This is a genomic window from Enterobacter chengduensis, assembly GCF_001984825.2.
Classification (GTDB): Bacteria; Pseudomonadota; Gammaproteobacteria; order Enterobacterales; family Enterobacteriaceae; genus Enterobacter; species Enterobacter chengduensis.
The window spans coordinates 3,175,008-3,189,910 of the sequence record NZ_CP043318.1 but is presented as its reverse complement, the minus strand read 5'-3'; the positions used below and the strand labels follow the sequence as shown (position 1 = coordinate 3,189,910).

The 14,903-nt window shown below is 49.8% G+C and carries 16 protein-coding genes and 3 tRNA genes; 16 read left to right on the top strand and 3 right to left on the bottom strand.

Annotated features, from left to right (window positions below):
* Positions 1 to 10: 10 nt before the first annotated feature.
* The 6 genes from fliZ to sdiA all read left to right on the top strand — a co-directional run bounded on the left by fliZ (position 11) and on the right by sdiA (position 4,926).
* Positions 11 to 562: a flagella biosynthesis regulatory protein FliZ gene (gene fliZ, locus FY206_RS15550; RefSeq protein ID WP_032641400.1), complete on the top strand. Its 552-nt coding sequence runs from the start codon at positions 11 to 13 to the stop codon at positions 560 to 562.
* A gap of 86 nt (positions 563 to 648) precedes the next feature.
* Positions 649 to 1,449, top strand: coding sequence for a cystine ABC transporter substrate-binding protein (gene tcyJ, locus FY206_RS15545; RefSeq protein ID WP_032641397.1), 801 nt, complete (start codon positions 649 to 651; stop codon positions 1,447 to 1,449).
* Positions 1,450 to 1,556: 107 nt separating this feature from the next.
* Positions 1,557 to 2,543, top strand: a complete 987-nt coding sequence (dcyD, locus tag FY206_RS15540) for a D-cysteine desulfhydrase (protein ID WP_032641396.1) — start codon at positions 1,557 to 1,559, stop codon at positions 2,541 to 2,543.
* A 21-nt stretch (positions 2,544 to 2,564) separates the two neighbouring features.
* The gene (gene tcyL, locus FY206_RS15535; protein ID WP_014884380.1) at positions 2,565 to 3,233 is read left to right on the top strand and encodes a cystine ABC transporter permease; all 669 of its coding nucleotides are present in this window, start codon (positions 2,565 to 2,567) and stop codon (positions 3,231 to 3,233) included.
* Complete coding sequence (tcyN, locus tag FY206_RS15530) at positions 3,230 to 3,982, top strand: L-cystine ABC transporter ATP-binding protein TcyN (RefSeq protein WP_023336161.1); 753 nt, start codon at positions 3,230 to 3,232, stop codon at positions 3,980 to 3,982. Before tcyL ends, tcyN begins: the two co-directional genes overlap by 4 nt.
* A 221-nt stretch (positions 3,983 to 4,203) precedes the next feature.
* The gene (gene sdiA / locus FY206_RS15525; RefSeq protein ID WP_032641394.1) at positions 4,204 to 4,926 is read left to right on the top strand and encodes a quorum-sensing transcriptional regulator SdiA; all 723 of its coding nucleotides are present in this window, start codon (positions 4,204 to 4,206) and stop codon (positions 4,924 to 4,926) included.
* A gap of 66 nt (positions 4,927 to 4,992) precedes the next feature.
* Here sdiA and FY206_RS15520 read toward each other — a convergent pair whose 3' ends face one another.
* The gene (locus tag FY206_RS15520; RefSeq protein ID WP_008500345.1) at positions 4,993 to 5,217 is read right to left on the bottom strand and encodes a DUF2594 family protein; all 225 of its coding nucleotides are present in this window, start codon (positions 5,215 to 5,217) and stop codon (positions 4,993 to 4,995) included.
* Positions 5,218 to 5,684: 467 nt separating this feature from the next.
* Here FY206_RS15520 and uvrY point away from each other — a divergent pair, with 467 nt between their 5' ends.
* The 6 genes from uvrY (at position 5,685) to FY206_RS15490 (ending at position 9,221) form a co-directional block, all read left to right on the top strand.
* Positions 5,685 to 6,341 (top strand): UvrY/SirA/GacA family response regulator transcription factor, encoded by a 657-nt coding sequence (uvrY, locus tag FY206_RS15515; protein WP_013096026.1) that lies wholly within the window; start codon positions 5,685 to 5,687, stop codon positions 6,339 to 6,341.
* Complete coding sequence (gene uvrC, locus FY206_RS15510) at positions 6,338 to 8,170, top strand: excinuclease ABC subunit UvrC (protein WP_077064132.1); 1,833 nt, start codon at positions 6,338 to 6,340, stop codon at positions 8,168 to 8,170. Before uvrY ends, uvrC begins: the two co-directional genes overlap by 4 nt.
* A gap of 56 nt (positions 8,171 to 8,226) precedes the next feature.
* Positions 8,227 to 8,775: a CDP-diacylglycerol--glycerol-3-phosphate 3-phosphatidyltransferase gene (gene pgsA / locus FY206_RS15505; RefSeq protein ID WP_032641392.1), complete on the top strand. Its 549-nt coding sequence runs from the start codon at positions 8,227 to 8,229 to the stop codon at positions 8,773 to 8,775.
* Positions 8,776 to 8,927: 152 nt separating this feature from the next.
* A tRNA-Gly gene (locus tag FY206_RS15500) sits at positions 8,928 to 9,003 on the top strand.
* A 46-nt stretch (positions 9,004 to 9,049) separates the two neighbouring features.
* A tRNA-Cys gene (locus tag FY206_RS15495) sits at positions 9,050 to 9,123 on the top strand.
* A gap of 11 nt (positions 9,124 to 9,134) precedes the next feature.
* Positions 9,135 to 9,221 (top strand) — tRNA-Leu (locus FY206_RS15490).
* Between the two features lie 240 nt (positions 9,222 to 9,461).
* Here FY206_RS15490 and FY206_RS15485 read toward each other — a convergent pair.
* Positions 9,462 to 10,202: a hypothetical protein gene (locus FY206_RS15485; protein WP_047653979.1), complete on the bottom strand. Its 741-nt coding sequence runs from the start codon at positions 10,200 to 10,202 to the stop codon at positions 9,462 to 9,464.
* Positions 10,203 to 10,282: 80 nt separating this feature from the next.
* Between FY206_RS15485 and FY206_RS15480 the strand changes: the two genes are divergently transcribed.
* From FY206_RS15480 to FY206_RS15460, 4 genes are all read left to right on the top strand, one after another.
* Complete coding sequence (locus tag FY206_RS15480) at positions 10,283 to 11,485, top strand: site-specific integrase (RefSeq protein ID WP_077064133.1); 1,203 nt, start codon at positions 10,283 to 10,285, stop codon at positions 11,483 to 11,485.
* A gap of 376 nt (positions 11,486 to 11,861) precedes the next feature.
* On the top strand, positions 11,862 to 12,233 hold the full coding sequence (locus tag FY206_RS15470; RefSeq protein WP_232967238.1) for a hypothetical protein: 372 nt from the start codon (positions 11,862 to 11,864) through the stop codon (positions 12,231 to 12,233).
* A 25-nt stretch (positions 12,234 to 12,258) separates the two neighbouring features.
* A complete protein-coding gene (locus FY206_RS15465) occupies positions 12,259 to 12,768 on the top strand; it encodes a hypothetical protein (protein ID WP_047653980.1) in 510 nt (169 codons plus the stop codon).
* A 93-nt stretch (positions 12,769 to 12,861) separates the two neighbouring features.
* Entirely contained in the window at positions 12,862 to 13,296 is a 435-nt protein-coding gene (locus FY206_RS15460; RefSeq protein ID WP_077064134.1) for a DUF2787 family protein, read from the top strand.
* A gap of 737 nt (positions 13,297 to 14,033) precedes the next feature.
* On the opposite strand, the gene FY206_RS15450 is transcribed toward FY206_RS15460, so the two are convergent.
* On the bottom strand, positions 14,034 to 14,852 hold the full coding sequence (locus tag FY206_RS15450; RefSeq protein WP_073528419.1) for a DUF726 domain-containing protein: 819 nt from the start codon (positions 14,850 to 14,852) through the stop codon (positions 14,034 to 14,036).
* Positions 14,853 to 14,903 lie beyond the last annotated feature (51 nt).

Here is a 14,903-nt window from a genome sequence, read left to right as displayed (position 1 = left end):
AGGAGTTATCATGACGGTGCAGCAATCTAAAAGACGGCCTTTAAGCCGCTACCTGAAAGACTTTAAACACAGCCAGACGCATTGCGCCCACTGTAACAAGTTACTCGATCGTATCACGCTGGTTCGCCGGGGCGAAATCGTTAATAAGATTGCGATTTCGCGTCTCGACACGTTAATGGACGAAGCAGCATGGCTCGAAGAGCAAAAAGAGTGGGTGGCGCTTTGCCGTTTCTGTGGCGATCTCCACTGCAAAGAGCAAAGCGACTTCTTCGACATTATCGGCTTTAAGCAGTTCCTGTTTGAGCAAACGGAGATGAGCCACGGCACCGTTCGCGAGTATGTGGTTCGCCTGCGCCGCCTCGGGCAACATCTGACCGTCAACAATATTTCTCGCGATCTGCTGAAGACCGGCTATCTGGACGAAAATCTGGAGCCGTGGCTGCCTGCGACCAGCACCAACAACTACCGAATTGCGCTGCGCAAGTATGCACAATATAAGGTACAAATGCCGGGTGCGGTAAAGCAGAAAGCCCACGTGGGAACAACTTCTGATATATATTAAAAAAGAATAAGATGTAGCGCAGTCGCCTTTGACGTTGCAGGCGATTTCTCTACACTACGTAAAAATTCCACTATATCGGGGTATTTATGAAATTTGCACTTCTGGGTCGTCAGGCGCTGATGGGCGTTATGGCCGTTGCGCTGGTTGCGGGCATGAGCGTGAAAACGTTCGCCGCAGAAAACCTGCTGAATAAAGTGAAAGAGCGCGGTACGCTGCTGGTTGGGCTGGAAGGAACCTATCCTCCGTTCAGCTTCCAGGGCGATGACGGTAAGCTGACCGGTTTTGAAGTGGAGTTTGCCGAAGAGCTGGCGAAGCACCTCGGCGTGAAAGCGTCCCTGAAGCCGACCAAATGGGACGGTATGCTGGCGTCGCTGGATTCCAAACGTATTGACGTGGTGATTAACCAGGTGACCATCTCCGACGAGCGCAAGAAGAAATATGACTTCTCTACGCCGTACACCGTGTCCGGTATTCAGGCGCTGGTGAAAAAAGGCAACGAAGGCACCATCAAAACGGCTGCGGATCTGAAAGGGAAGAAAGTCGGCGTGGGTCTGGGTACTAACTACGAAGAGTGGCTGCGCCAGAACGTGCAGGGCGTGGACATCCGCACCTATGATGATGACCCGACGAAATACCAGGATCTGCGCGTGGGCCGTATCGACGCCATTCTGGTTGACCGCCTGGCGGCGCTGGATCTGGTGAAGAAAACCAACAACACCCTCGCGGTAGCGGGTGATGCGTTCTCCCGTCAGGAATCGGGCGTGGCCGTTCGCAAAGGCAACGAAGATCTGGTCAAAGCGATTGACTCCGCGATTGCTGACATGCAAAAAGACGGCAGCCTGAAGGCGCTCTCCGAGAAGTGGTTCGGGGCAGACGTCACCAAATAAGTCTTTGACGTGAAAAAAAGGCGCTTTTAAAAGCGCCTTTTTTATTTCTTACGCGTCTGCGTGCATAATGAAAAATATCACATTTTGTCAGAGTTACCGGAGAACCCATGTCACTACAGAATTTAACGCGCTTTCCCCGCCTGGAGTTTATCGGGGCGCCTACGCCGCTGGAGTACCTGCCGCGATTTTCTGATTATTTAGGGCGCGATATTTTTATTAAGCGTGATGACGTGACGCCGATGGCGATGGGGGGCAACAAGCTGCGCAAGCTGGAGTTTCTGGCGGCGGACGCACTGCGCGAGGGGGCTGATACGCTCATTACCGCCGGGGCTATCCAGTCCAACCACGTTCGCCAGACGGCGGCCGTGGCGGCGAAGCTCGGGCTCCACTGCGTGGCACTGCTGGAAAACCCGATTGGCACGCGGGCAGAAAACTATCTCACTAACGGTAACCGACTCCTGCTGGATCTGTTTAACGTGCAGGTCGAAATGGTGGATGCGTTGACCGACCCGACGGCCCAGCTTGATGAGCTGGCGACGCGTCTGGAAGCGCAGGGTTTCCGTCCGTACGTTATCCCCGTCGGCGGTTCTAACGCGCTGGGCGCGCTGGGGTACGTGGAAAGCGCGCTGGAAATCGCGCAGCAGTGCGAGGGGGCTGTGAGCCTCTCCTCCGTCGTGGTCGCGTCCGGCAGTGCGGGCACGCATGCCGGGCTGGCGGTGGGGCTGGAGCAACTGCTGCCGGACGTCGAGCTGATTGGCGTGACGGTATCCCGCAGCGTCGCGGATCAAAAGCCAAAGGTGGTCACTTTACAGCAGGCGGTCGCAGAGCAGCTGGCGCTTAAGGCAAAGGCCGATATCCTGCTTTGGGATGACTATTTTGCGCCGGGCTACGGCACGCCGAACGAAGAGGGCATGGAAGCGGTTAAGCTGCTGGCGCGCCTCGAAGGCATCCTGCTCGATCCGGTCTATACCGGCAAAGCAATGGCCGGACTGATTGATGGCATAGCGCAGAAACGCTTCAAGGATGAAGGGCCGATCTTATTTGTCCATACCGGCGGAGCGCCTGCGCTGTTTGCCTACCATCCTCATGTCTAAAAATCAGGTCGAAAAATAATAATGCAAGAAAGTATTCAACTGGTTATTGATTCTCTGCCGTATCTGCTGAAAGGTGCGGTATTTACGTTACAGCTCAGTATCGGCGGGATGTTCTTCGGGCTGGTATTGGGATTTGTGCTGGCATTAATGCGCATGTCGCCCATCCTGCCGGTACGCTGGCTGGCGCGCTTCTATATCTCCGTGTTTCGCGGCACGCCGCTTATCGCCCAGCTCTTTATGATCTACTACGGCTTACCGCAGTTTGGTATCGAGCTGGATCCGATCCCCGCCGCGATGATTGGCCTGTCGCTCAATACCGCAGCGTACACCTCTGAAACGCTGCGAGCGGCCATCTCCTCCATCGACAAAGGGCAGTGGGAAGCGGCGGCCAGTATCGGGATGACGCCGTGGCAGACGCTGCGTCGCGCCATTCTGCCGCAGGCGGCGCGCGTAGCGCTTCCACCGCTGAGCAACAGCTTCATCAGCCTGGTGAAAGATACCTCCCTGGCGGCAACGATCCAGGTACCGGAGCTGTTCCGTCAGGCGCAGCTGATTACGTCACGCACGCTTGAGGTCTTTACCATGTATCTGGCCGCCTCCCTGATTTACTGGGTGATGGCGACGGTGCTGTCTGCCCTGCAAAACTACTTCGAAAACCAGCTTAACCGCCAGGAGCGTGATCCAAAATGAGTGCTATCGACGTCAAAAACCTGGTGAAAAAATTCCACGGTCAAACGGTGCTCCACGGGATCGACCTGGAGGTGGAGCAGGGTGAAGTGGTGGCGATTATCGGGCCGAGCGGTTCGGGAAAGACGACGCTGCTGCGCAGCATTAACCTGCTTGAACAGCCGGAAGGCGGCACCATTCGGGTTGGGGAGATAACGATTGATACCGGGAAGTCTATCAGCCAGCAGAAAGGATTGATTCGCCGCCTGCGCCAGCACGTCGGCTTCGTTTTCCAGAACTTCAACCTCTTCCCGCACCGCACGGTGCTGGAGAACATTATCGAAGGGCCGGTGATTGTAAAAGGTGAATCGAAAGAGGACGCAACGGCGCGCGCGCGCGAGCTGCTCGCTAAGGTCGGGCTGGCGGGGAAAGAGACCAGCTATCCGCGTCGTCTGTCGGGAGGGCAACAGCAGCGCGTGGCGATAGCGCGCGCGCTGGCGATGCGCCCGGACGTGATTCTTTTTGATGAACCGACCTCTGCGCTCGATCCGGAACTGGTAGGCGAAGTGCTGAACACCATTCGCCAGCTGGCGCAGGAAAAACGGACGATGGTGATCGTGACGCACGAGATGAGCTTTGCACGCGACGTTGCTGACAGAGCCATCTTCATGGATCAGGGACGGATTGTGGAGCAGGGGCCAGCGAAAAGCCTGTTTGCTAACCCACAGCAGCCGCGAACCCGTCAGTTCCTTGAAAAATTCCTCATGCAGTAGCATTTTTGCGCTAATTTGCTCCAGAAATTTAGCCTGGAGCAAATTATTCTCTCGCTGTGCGCTATCCTTTGTTTTTTTATTCCATCCCGCTCGGATAAACCTTATCGAGAGTAAAGTTAATCGTGCAATTGCCGATATTTTGTCGTTTGAAAAAAGTTTTATGTGTTAGGTTATATTCACCATAATAATGATTATCTTTTCAGAGGCTTCATTTAGTAAGTATGAGGGATTCAGACTTTTTCACCTGGCGACGGGATTGCTTCCTCCGGTTTCAGGAATTGACCTGTGCCGACGAGGTATATCAGGAACTAGAGCGACAAACGCAGGCGCTTGAGTTCGATTATTACGCGCTCTGCGTGCGTCATCCCGTGCCATTTACGCGGCCAAAGATATCGCTGCAAACCACGTATCCAAAGCCGTGGATGGCGCAATATCAGTCCGCGAACTATTTCGCGATTGATCCGGTTTTAAAACCGGAGAATTTCATGCAGGGTCATTTACCCTGGACCGACGCATTATTCGCTGACGCGCAGGAATTATGGCATGGCGCGCAGGATCACGGTTTACGCGCAGGAATAACGCAGTGCCTGATGTTGCCTAATCACGCGCTCGGCTTCCTGTCAGTTTCACGTACTAGCGTACTGGAAGGGCCGTATACCCATGAGGAAATTGAACTGCGTCTGCAAATGCTGGTGCAAATGGCCTTAACTTCGCTGATGCGTTTTGAAGACGGGATGGTCATGCCACCCGAAATGAAATTCAGCAAACGTGAACGTGAAATTCTGAAATGGACTGCGGAAGGAAAGACGTCTGCGGAAATAGCGATCATCCTCTCCATCTCCGAGAATACCGTTAACTTCCATCAGAAGAATATGCAGAAGAAATTTAATGCACCCAACAAGACCCAGATCGCGTGCTACGCGGCGGCAACGGGGCTGATCTGACGGGAGAAGACGTTCTGCGTGACAGACGAGCGAACGGCTGAATGCGCTGCATTCAGCCGTTTTTTGTTACTGGCGGTAGGCTTGTTTGATTTGCTTAACGGTGTTAGCAAATACCGCAGATTCAGCCTGGTCTTCCATCTCCGCGATTTGTTTTTCCATTTTAATGATCACACGACCAGCATCCGCCTGGCCCATCGCCTGCAGCATCAACGTTAGCAGCGCTTTCAGGCAGTTTACTTCCTGTGCCAGTTCCTGGTTATTCTCCGCAGTGGCAAATTCAGGTGTGCTCATTTATTTTCCTCATTATTAAACGGCGCTAAAGCGCGACGACGAAAGTCAAGGCGGCGGAGTATACCACAAGCTAAAGCAAAAAATGCAGCGGTTGTTTTTCGTACTTTTACGCAGATGTTTAATTGCGTAAACAGGACGTGCCGGTAAACTGAACCGCAGTTAAAGGCTATTAATTGTTTATACCCGGTTTGCTTGTCGTTAATTATTGTTACAAAAATTTGAGGAGTGTTCTTTTTGCAAGGAAACGCTGCACGTTTTTTGTAACTTTTTGAATACAGATGCTTAAAAAAAGCCGCAAAAGCCCTGTATCCACGGGCTCTCTTTCCACGGACTGTACAGCCTAATTTCCAAAAACGAGAGCAAAATCGAATAGCCGGTTTTTTAACGTTTTAATCTTGTGAGGAAAACCGTTAGTATAAACCAAATTATCACTCAGTAGCGTTATCCCTATTCTGGAGACATTTCCTTTGATCAACGTCCTTCTTGTTGATGACCACGAACTGGTGCGCGCAGGGATACGACGCATTCTTGAAGATATTAAAGGTATTAAAGTTGCCGGTGAGGCGTGCTGTGGCGAAGACGCGGTAAAATGGTGCCGCACTAACTCGGCCGACGTAGTGCTGATGGATATGAACATGCCCGGTATCGGTGGTCTTGAAGCAACCCGCAAAATCGCCCGCACCTTTGTTGATACGAAAGTCATCATGCTGACCGTGCATACCGAAAACCCGCTGCCCGCGAAAGTGATGCAGGCGGGTGCAGCGGGTTACCTGAGTAAAGGCGCTGCGCCGCAGGAAGTCGTCAATGCTATCCGCTCCGTGTTTGCCGGGCAGCGTTACATTGCTTCCGACATTGCCCAACAGATGGCGCTAAGCCAGATTGAACCCGAGAAAACCGAATCACCGTTTGCGAGTTTGTCTGAGCGTGAATTGCAGATTATGCTGATGATCACCAAAGGCCAGAAGGTGAATGAGATCTCGGAACAGCTGAATCTCAGCCCTAAAACGGTGAACAGCTATCGTTACCGGATGTTCAGTAAACTGAACATTCATGGTGATGTTGAACTGACGCATCTGGCCATCCGGCATGGTTTGTGTAATGCGGAGACGTTGTTAAGTCAGTGAGTGATGTGTTCGATTCAAAGGCATTTCTGAAAACCGTAACCAGCCAGCCTGGCGTCTATCGCATGTATGACGCTGGCGGTACGGTTATCTATGTGGGGAAGGCCAAAGACCTTAAAAAACGCCTTTCCAGCTATTTTCGCAGTAACCTGGCCTCCCGTAAGACCGAAGCGCTGGTTTCCCTCATTCAGAATATTGATGTCACCGTCACGCACACGGAGACGGAAGCCCTGCTGCTTGAGCACAACTACATTAAGCTCTACCAGCCGCGCTATAACGTCCTGCTGCGTGATGATAAATCCTACCCGTTTATTTTTCTGAGCGGCGACACCCATCCGCGCCTCGCCATGCACCGCGGTGCTAAACACGCGAAGGGCGAATATTTCGGCCCTTTCCCAAACGGCTATGCCGTGCGTGAAACGCTGGCGCTGCTGCAAAAAATCTTCCCGATCCGCCAGTGCGAAAACAGCGTTTACCGTAACCGCTCGCGCCCGTGCCTGCAGTACCAGATTGGACGCTGCCTGGGCCCCTGCGTGGCCGGCCTGGTGAGTGAAGAAGAGTATGCCCAGCAGGTGGATTATGTGCGCCTGTTCTTAGCCGGAAAAGACGATCAGGTCTTAACGCAGCTGATCGCGCGGATGGAAAAAGCCAGCGCCGCGCTCGAGTTCGAAGAAGCTGCGCGTATCCGCGACCAAATTCAGGCGGTGCGCAGAGTCACTGAGAAACAGTTTGTCTCCAATACCGGTGACGATCTCGACGTCATCGGCGTCGCCTTTGACGCCGGGATGGCCTGCGTGCACGTGCTGTTTATTCGCCAGGGCAAAGTGCTCGGCAGCCGCAGCTATTTCCCGAAAGTGCCGGGCGGAACCGAACTGGGTGAAGTGGTGGAAACCTTTGTCGGGCAGTTCTATCTGCAGGGGAGCCAAATGCGCACGCTGCCTTCTGAGATCCTGCTTGATTTTAATCTTGACGATAAAACCCTGCTGGCCGATTCCCTCTCTGAACTGGCGGGCCGTCGGGTCAATGTACAGACCAAACCGCGCGGCGATCGCGCGCGCTATCTGAAGCTGGCGCGAACCAACGCGGCAACGGCACTCACCACTAAGCTGTCGCAGCAGTCGACGGTACACCAGCGCTTAACGGCCCTGGCGACGCTGCTGAAGCTGCCGGAAGTGAAGCGGATGGAGTGTTTCGACATCAGTCATACGATGGGGGAACAGACGGTGGCGTCCTGCGTGGTGTTTGATGCCAACGGCCCGCTGCGCGCCGAGTATCGCCGCTATAACATCACCGGAATCACGCCGGGCGATGATTATGCGGCCATGAATCAGGTGCTGCGTCGCCGCTATGGTAAAGCCATCGAAGAGAGCAAAATCCCGGATGTGATCCTGATTGACGGTGGGAAAGGGCAGCTCGGCCAGGCGAAAGCGGTATTTGAATCGCTTGACGTCAGCTGGGATAAAAACCATCCGCTGCTGCTGGGGGTGGCAAAAGGAGCCGATCGTAAGGCTGGCCTGGAGACGCTGTTCTTCGAGCCGGAAGGTGAGGGCTTCAGCCTGCCGCCGGACTCTCCGGCGCTGCACGTTATCCAGCATATTCGCGATGAGTCCCACGATCACGCCATCAGCGGCCACCGCAAAAAACGGGCGAAGGTGAAAAACACCAGCGCCCTGGAGACGATCGAAGGCGTTGGGCCAAAACGTCGCCAGATGCTGCTGAAGTATATGGGCGGATTGCAAGGATTACTCAGCGCCAGCATGGAGGAAATTGCAAAAGTGCCGGGTATTTCGCAAGGGCTGGCAGAAAAGATCTACTACTCGTTGAAACATTGAGGGCTCTGTAGCAACATAGAGCGAAATTTTACTGACAACAAATAGTTACCGTCACTATGCAATATAATATCCCTACGTTGCTCACTCTCTTTCGTGTCGTGCTTATACCGTTCTTTGTGCTGGCGTTTTACCTGCCGGTTGTCTGGGCACCTTTCGCCTGCGCACTGATCTTCCTTGTTGCCGCGGTAACCGACTGGTTTGACGGCTATCTGGCCCGTCGCTGGAATCAAAGCACCCGTTTCGGCGCCTTCCTCGATCCGGTAGCGGATAAAGTGATGGTTGCTATCGCCATGGTGCTGGTGGCCGAGCACTATCATACCTGGTGGGTGACGCTGCCTGCGGCCACCATGATCGGCCGTGAGATCATTATTTCTGCTCTGCGCGAGTGGATGGCGGAACTGGGCAAACGCAGCAGCGTGGCGGTCTCGTGGATTGGTAAAGTCAAAACGACGGCGCAGATGGCGGCGCTGGTCTGGATGCTCTGGCGTCCGAACGCCTGGGTTGAGTGGGCGGGGATTGGCCTCCTGTGGGTGGCGGCAGTGCTGACGCTGTGGTCAATGCTGCAATATTTGAACGCCGCGCGTGGGGATTTGCTTGATCAGTGATCGTTTCGCCGTAATTTTCAGCAAACGATCCGGGGATGCAAAAAATAACGTTGACTCATAACGTCATATCAGTAGAATGCAACGCATCGAACGGCGGCACAGCAAGCCGGACGATAGTGAAATCAAGTGGTTAGACGTTTACTTGATGACATGCGGGAATAGCTCAGTTGGTAGAGCACGACCTTGCCAAGGTCGGGGTCGCGAGTTCGAGTCTCGTTTCCCGCTCCAGATTAAAGACATGCGCAGTAGCGGGTGTCAGTTAGAAAATTTTTACGGCGCGTTAGCAAAGCGGTTATGTAGCGGATTGCAAATCCGTCTAGTCCGGTTCGACTCCGGAACGCGCCTCCACTTTCTTCCCTGGCCGGATGGTGGAATCGGTAGACACAAGGGATTTAAAATCCCTCGGCGTTCGCGCTGTGTGGGTTCAAGTCCCACTCCGGCTACCATGGGAAACAAAGAATAATCAAAGCAATAAGCAGTGTCGTGAAACCACCGAAAGGTGGTTTTTTTGTGCCTGAAATTCACGCCCTGTGCATATCCTGTGCTCACGGGGTGCAATGAGCTGCAATCTCCAGCGTGGTAATGCCGAATCGAACGTGTCGCCTCCAGCATAGAGAACCAGGTCGTTTTGCCTGTTTTCCGGTACTCTTCCGGGAAGGGGGCCCTGCTGAGCAAGCTGTAATGCTCTAGCCACCCTGAGTACAAAGTTGCTTAATTCGTGCAATCACCTCATCTCTGTACTTCTGGTGTCCGCGCATAGCCCTTGGATGGGCAATTCTGAAACAGATTGCATTACCTGTTTTGAACTCCCACAGCTTCCCCGGTATGACTGAAGAAGTCTCATAGCCGCCTAACTCAGTAAGCACTTGTTTTATGATGTAGTCTGTTCTCCGGGCTCCGGATGCAAAGATGATGAAATTTGGTTCAAGGTGTTTAATTTGTACCGCCAGCAGTTTCAGTGAGGCTAATATGACTTCCTGCACTTCATTTACAGGACGGGTGAGAGGTGTCAGCCCATCGTAATCCCACGCCAGTAGATTGGCATACACGATAGCCTGAGGAGGAATATTAAGCTCCCAGGCCAGCCGGAAATGATACTGCGTGAAGCGGCTACGTGATTTGAGGTTGGTGGTGCCATAATTTTGTACCGGAAGATGTTTCCTGTAACGATCTACAGCTTCTTCAACCACTTGACCGATGGTGACGTCAGGTATAAGTCCCAACACCCGTGATATCGTATTCTTACCATTCAGCGTATTCCAGTCTGCGGTTTCACGTCCAACCAGCATGATTTTTATCGGTGAATGCCAGTATTCTTCAAAGGGTACGGGTAAAAATACGCCTGAGTATTTATCCTCATTCAGGTTAAATGACTGGGCGTTAACTTCCTGCAATATCCGTTTGTACGCGTCTAATAGCTTTTCCATTCTTCAATCCTGCCCCGTAATAAAAACACCTTCAAATATATATTATTTTCATGATATCAATCAGATACATGAGGATAAATATGCAAAAATCCTTCCGATTCACCAATTCATCCATCAAAGCCCTTCCGGCAAACACAGATACCAGATCTACAGAGCTTGAGGTATCTGATACCGAAGTTATCGGCCTCAAATGTCTCTCAGGTCGAACGGGTAACAAACGTTTCCTCCTGCGATACACATTCCACGGTACCAAAAAAAGTATCAGTATTGGCAGATTCCCTGAAATTGATGTGGGGACAGCCCGTCAGATAGCCCGCCGTCACAAGGAGGCGATTGCACTGGGAAATGACCCTAAGGCAGAACGCGATAATTATCGTGCTATGCCAACGCTTAGTGAGTTTTTTCACCAGACCTATGTTCCGTTCATCAAACGCCATAAAAAGTCCTGGGATAAGGATGTTCAGCGTTTCACGCAATACATTGAACCTTGTCTGGGGAAGATACGTTACTGTGACCTTCGGGCCCGGGAAATCCAGCAGGTGCTTTTCGACATGCTTGAGGGTCGTATTCACGGCCAGCAGTATGCACCGTCTACCTGTAACAGGGCACTGGCTATTCTGAAAACTATGGGGCGTTTTGCGCTACGACAGGATGTCCTGGAGAAGAATGAAGCCGATAAGATCCCTTTGCTGAAGGAGAATAATCAGCGGACGCGCTTTTTTGACGCCGATGAGATCAGAAGGATCCTCGACGCTGCGGCACGATACCCCAATAAGGCAGCCGGGGGACTGATAGCCATGCTGCTGTTAACCGGTACACGCAAATCAGAAATGCTGAATGTCATGCACAAACATATTGATCGGGATAACAGGTCGTTATTCATTCCTTATACTAAGAATGGTCGCAGCAGAACTGTGTATCTCAGTGATGTTGCATTATCTATTATTGATTCGATCCCACGGGCTGGCAGCAACCCCTATCTGTTTGCCGTAAAAGATAATGGAAAACCAATATCAGAACCCCGGTGGGCCTATGAAAAAATACTGGCAGAGTGCGGGATAGATAAAAGTGAAGTCTGTTTCCACACTACGCGCCATTCCGTCGCATCATTACTTGTCTCCAGCGGACAGTACAGTCTGTATGACGTTAAAGCCCAGCTTGCGCATGCCAGTATTCAGAGTACGGAGCGCTACGCAAAACTGACACCAGAGCGAATGCGTCAGACCGGGCAGGGTGTTACCGACCTTCTTTTACCCCCCGTAGCTACCAGTAAAGAACAGTGATTTTTGCATCTCTTAAACGTGGAGAATGATTATGCCGTTAAAGTGCCCTAAGTGCGGTAGTCGGAATACAGTCACAGAAACTGCCGGAAATATAGCAAAGGTGACTCGCGATGACCGGTTTCTGACATCGACATCCGGTTATATTAGCCCGGAGCAATTACCAGAATTGCTTAAAGAAATCATCAGGGCGATACAGCGTCTATTTGGATTCCTTAAACAGCGTGAAAGGAATAATGCGCCAGTGCTTATCTGCAAGGATTGTGGATATTATGAAAGAATTTAGATGACGCCTGAAGGCAATTCCAGATTCTTTACCCTGTCTATGTAACCCCGATACTTAAAACGTATCGGGTTTTTTGTTTATGAGGATTATTCAATGAAATTTATCTCGAACTGGCAAGACCTGCCGTCGCTCCTTCTTCCCGATTCAGTTATGACTGTCTTGAGAAAAGAACTGATACTTCCATTTGATGATGAACTTTCCGCAATGAATTTTTGGTGCGAGGTGGGTGTAACATTAATGTACATTGAACCCGGTGATGTTCCCGAAGATATTAAACGACACGTACTGGATGTAATTCATCATTTAATTGCAAACCCTGAGTTCGTGGTCCATCTGACAGATGAATATTACTTGATGCTATCAATTACAGAAGATAATGGAAATGGTATTTATCTGCTATTTCATCCGGAATGCCCTTTGAAGGGGATTGACACATTAATGTCTATGGCGGAATCCCGTCTGTAAATCAGATTAAAACCAGGAGATGAAAATGAGAAAATCAAAGTTAGAGAAAAATAATAATGAACACGAGAAGCTGGGGTTAAATAATGATTTAAGTGATATTGAAAAAGGTATCACTGAAGATGGCCAAATATTACCTGAAGAGAGTTATAAGCTGCTAATTGAATCAGGTCAGGCGGAAAAAATCAGCCCTAAAGCCAGCGGTATTCTGACATGGCAACTGGCTATGTCTGAAACGGATAATGAACTTTACCTGCGTCTCATGGCAAATGGCAGCGGTGGATTGTTCTCTAAAGACTGGGTCCCACTTTCTAAGATTGAAAGTGTACTCGAAGTTCAACCGACAACGGGCTTCACATCAGGCGTATTCAGATCATTATTTAAAGGAGCAAGTGCCAATAATGCCGGTTTCCTGGCCGCTGTTTTACGCTCACCGGATATATGTCTGCTTGAGGCGCACCCTGAGAAGTTGTTTACGCATGTTTTATATGCTGACTGGCGGGCGCGCCTTAAAACACTCGGTAAGGTTGGCGATTGAGAAAGGATTGCGAAGAATTAATTCTTTACCAGAACTGTTATACAACCAGAAACTACTACACACCTCTACTCACCTTTTACAGGAAAATCTATTATGCAAACCCAGTATGTCTTAAAACAGGCAGGATTAACGCTGCCTGTCACTAAATTATTTCAGCAGCACATCGTTACGCTTCTGGCAGAACAATCTCAGCAAACATCGGTCAGGGCAGTAGTCATTAATTTTCGTGACCCGGACTACAGTGCAGAATCCGGCGGATTTCATCCGGTTGAAATGCGGTTCATCCGTCAGGATAACGAATGGTATTTCGATTATGTCACAGACTTTAGTTACATGGGACGAGTCTACCCGGAACTGGAAAAGGAAATAGATTTTTGCTGGTCGGGTCATTACGTCTTCCATTATCTGTTTGGAGATATTTCATTGGTATCTGAGAAGAATGAACTCTGGTCCCTGTGGGAGAGTAATTTTATGGAATATCTCTCTATGGGGATTTACCGGGTAACGGTAACTGTGGAAAGTTGTTGACCCGTTATGAACAGGAAGAAAGCGGGCGGCAGAGAGGAATGAACTCTGGTCCTTATGGGAGGGTAATTTTATGGATTACCTGTCTATGGGGATTTACCGGGTAACGGTAACTGTGGAAAGTTGTTGACCTGTTATGAACAGGAAGAAAACGGGCATCTTTGTAATCCTCTTCATGCGCAGTACATCGCAGCATGATGATGATACTGGTTGTACCGGACCGTTCGCATAAACATGTGCAGACACGGGGGATCTCAGATCCCTCGTGATTTTTGCCCCCTATGGTGCATTCTCCAGTAGCAGGGTGATAACGGTTAATCCATTACCCCAACGACAGTATTACACCGGTAATAAATATTCATGAATACAGTCAGTTATGTGGGTTTTGAGGTGGACTATGTCATCGTTGACGATAACTGAAGGTTTTACAGATGTATAAAACTCGCGGTGAAAGGATCGCAGAAAGGCTGTGCTGGATATTACTACAACTGTATACCGGTAATACGGTATCGGTTAATGATATATGTCAGCGTTTCGCGGTCAGTCGCCGAACCGGACAGCGTGATTTGTTGAGAGTTGAAATTGTAACGGAAACTATTTCACCTGGAAGGGTAAGGCTGGCAAATTTGATAAGGGAACGAGTTAGACGAAATTTTTAATCGAATCCATATCAATACTATAAAATATGAAACTTAACGGGAGTAAATATACACTCCCGTTATAATGTAACCTTTTTTTAACTACTCAAATGATATTAATTTAGGTGCGACAGTGTTTTTATGATGTGTTGAATTTGCAAGATTAATAATATCATGAAATGATTTCATGTCGTCGTCAGTGATTTCTACGGCTGGATCAGCTAAATCGGCACAGGTAACATTTAACCAGTGTGTTAATGAATCAATCCTGTTTGAAGTAATATATTCAGTGTGACCAACATTCCACTTCCAGTTGATTATCCGAGCAGGTCTGAATCTCACCTCCCGAACCCCAATTGGTGTTACTGACTCAACGAGAGGGTATATCGTGTTAAGTACTTTATCATGTTCACTGTAGATATTTAAATGCCCCATTTTTGAACCGTAAGCCATTTTCATTATGTTCTCTGTATAACTTGTTATTGGGGTGGCTCCGGCCATAGAGATTGTTAAGAGAATATTATCATTTTTAATATAGGGTAATGTATTGTTTATTAATCGAGTCCCTAAAGAATGACCCATTATGATCACATTACGCTTTTCTTTAACGTATATCTCGTTTATTACGCGTGCTAATTTTTCTCTGTTATTAACTGCTGCTTTCGTTGCATTATACCAGGCCTGACGCGCTTTAAATGGGATGGAGATTGATGACAATAAAGGAGATGTTCTCAGGGGGAAGAGAGTATATAACCCCCACTTGTTCGCTATGTCAGAACTTAATATGGATAGTAGATTTGCCGATTCCCATTTATAGTATCTGACATCAAGGCCACACCCTGCTTTAATTCGGTTAAACCATGATATATCATTTTCGGTCAGAAACCCTGATACAACAAGTAGAACCGGGCATTTTTTCATGGTAACTCCATTTTTTAGCTTACAAAAATAGCACTCAATGAAAATTATATT

Bases quoted from the DNA above. Each gene is read 5' to 3' on its own strand.
- fliZ (WP_032641400.1), top strand. From the start codon at position 11: ATGACGGTGCAGCAATCTAAAAGACGGCCTTTAAGCCGCTACCTGAAA.
- tcyJ (WP_032641397.1), top strand. From the start codon at position 649: ATGAAATTTGCACTTCTGGGTCGTCAGGCGCTGATGGGCGTTATGGCC.
- dcyD (WP_032641396.1), top strand. From the start codon at position 1,557: ATGTCACTACAGAATTTAACGCGCTTTCCCCGCCTGGAGTTTATCGGG.
- tcyL (WP_014884380.1), top strand. From the start codon at position 2,565: ATGCAAGAAAGTATTCAACTGGTTATTGATTCTCTGCCGTATCTGCTG.
- tcyN (WP_023336161.1), top strand. From the start codon at position 3,230: ATGAGTGCTATCGACGTCAAAAACCTGGTGAAAAAATTCCACGGTCAA.
- sdiA (WP_032641394.1), top strand. From the start codon at position 4,204: ATGAGGGATTCAGACTTTTTCACCTGGCGACGGGATTGCTTCCTCCGG.
- FY206_RS15520 (WP_008500345.1), bottom strand. From the start codon at position 5,217: ATGAGCACACCTGAATTTGCCACTGCGGAGAATAACCAGGAACTGGCA.
- pgsA (WP_032641392.1), top strand. From the start codon at position 8,227: ATGCAATATAATATCCCTACGTTGCTCACTCTCTTTCGTGTCGTGCTT.
- FY206_RS15485 (WP_047653979.1), bottom strand. From the start codon at position 10,202: ATGGAAAAGCTATTAGACGCGTACAAACGGATATTGCAGGAAGTTAAC.
- FY206_RS15480 (WP_077064133.1), top strand. From the start codon at position 10,283: ATGCAAAAATCCTTCCGATTCACCAATTCATCCATCAAAGCCCTTCCG.
- FY206_RS15470 (WP_232967238.1), top strand. From the start codon at position 11,862: ATGAAATTTATCTCGAACTGGCAAGACCTGCCGTCGCTCCTTCTTCCC.
- FY206_RS15465 (WP_047653980.1), top strand. From the start codon at position 12,259: ATGAGAAAATCAAAGTTAGAGAAAAATAATAATGAACACGAGAAGCTG.
- FY206_RS15460 (WP_077064134.1), top strand. From the start codon at position 12,862: ATGCAAACCCAGTATGTCTTAAAACAGGCAGGATTAACGCTGCCTGTC.
- FY206_RS15450 (WP_073528419.1), bottom strand. From the start codon at position 14,852: ATGAAAAAATGCCCGGTTCTACTTGTTGTATCAGGGTTTCTGACCGAA.